Raw genomic sequence first — 865 nt, forward strand, 5'->3', positions numbered from 1 at the left:
CAGGCTCGTGATGTATTTCTGTACGCGGCAACTGTGCAGGCAGCGATGCGCGTTTGGACTGTTGACGTGGCTCGTCGACTGGCGTTGCCGGCTGAAGCTGCTCGAGTTCCAGTTCGATAGCGGCGAGATCCGCGTCAATCGCCTCATCCAGCAGGTTCATCTGATCGCTGCTGAGCTGTTCGCTGCGCCGGCCGAACTGCTGGCGCCTGAGAATCGAGATCTCCTGGGTCAGCTGGTCGATACGGGTTTGTCGGTACTGCAGCTCCCGTTGCGTCTCGTCGACCTGCCTGGTCTTCTCGAGAATCTCCCGCTCCCTGTCCTCGACCTGGGCAATCAGCTGCGCGGCAAGCGCGCGTAATTGTTCCGGGCTGAGGGCGTTAAGATCGGCGGGCAGGTTCATGCAGACGAGTCTGCCAGAACTTTGGAGACCGGGAAAGCGCCACCGTTTACGTCCTTGCGGGCGTCATACGACGCGAATCACGCCGTTAGGACCGATGCGCTGCCACGGCAAACCCACCACCAGACCTTCGAGCTGTTCCTGCGTGAGCGCATGATGCTTCGGTTCGCCTACCAGGGTGAGGCCACACAAACTGTCCCTCGTTCAGCCGTCGCGCTGCCAGCCAGATTCCAATCCCGTCGTGAACCAGTACCTTCAGACGGTTGGCCCGCCGGTTGGCAAACAGATAAGCATGATGTGGATGCGCGGCGCCGAATACGGTTATCACCCGGCCAAGTGCCGTATCGAAGCCGGCCCGCATGTCCAGCGGCTCGACCGCCAGCCACACCTGATCAATGCGGATCATGCGAGCCACTCACGCAGCCAGGCGGCGCATTGTGCTGCCTCTGATATCGGCGAGCTAATCGT

At 61.2% G+C, this 865-nt stretch carries 1 protein-coding gene and 2 pseudogenes; all 3 read right to left on the minus strand.

From position 1 onward, the window contains the following. Window positions 1-400: pseudogene (locus tag ACLFKU_RS43710) on the minus strand (IS66 family transposase); the annotation flags it as partial. Window positions 401-463: 63 nt separating this feature from the next. Next, on the minus strand, window positions 464-589 hold the full coding sequence (locus tag ACLFKU_RS43715; RefSeq protein ID WP_410853385.1) for a hypothetical protein: 126 nt from the start codon (window positions 587-589) through the stop codon (window positions 464-466). Window positions 590-626: 37 nt separating this feature from the next. Next, window positions 627-803: pseudogene (tnpB, locus tag ACLFKU_RS43720) on the minus strand (IS66 family insertion sequence element accessory protein TnpB); the annotation flags it as partial. Window positions 804-865: the final 62 nt, after the last annotated feature.

The sequence above is a fragment of the Paraburkholderia sp. EG304 genome (assembly GCF_046543485.1).
In the GTDB taxonomy this organism is placed as follows: domain Bacteria; phylum Pseudomonadota; class Gammaproteobacteria; order Burkholderiales; family Burkholderiaceae; genus Paraburkholderia; species Paraburkholderia youngii.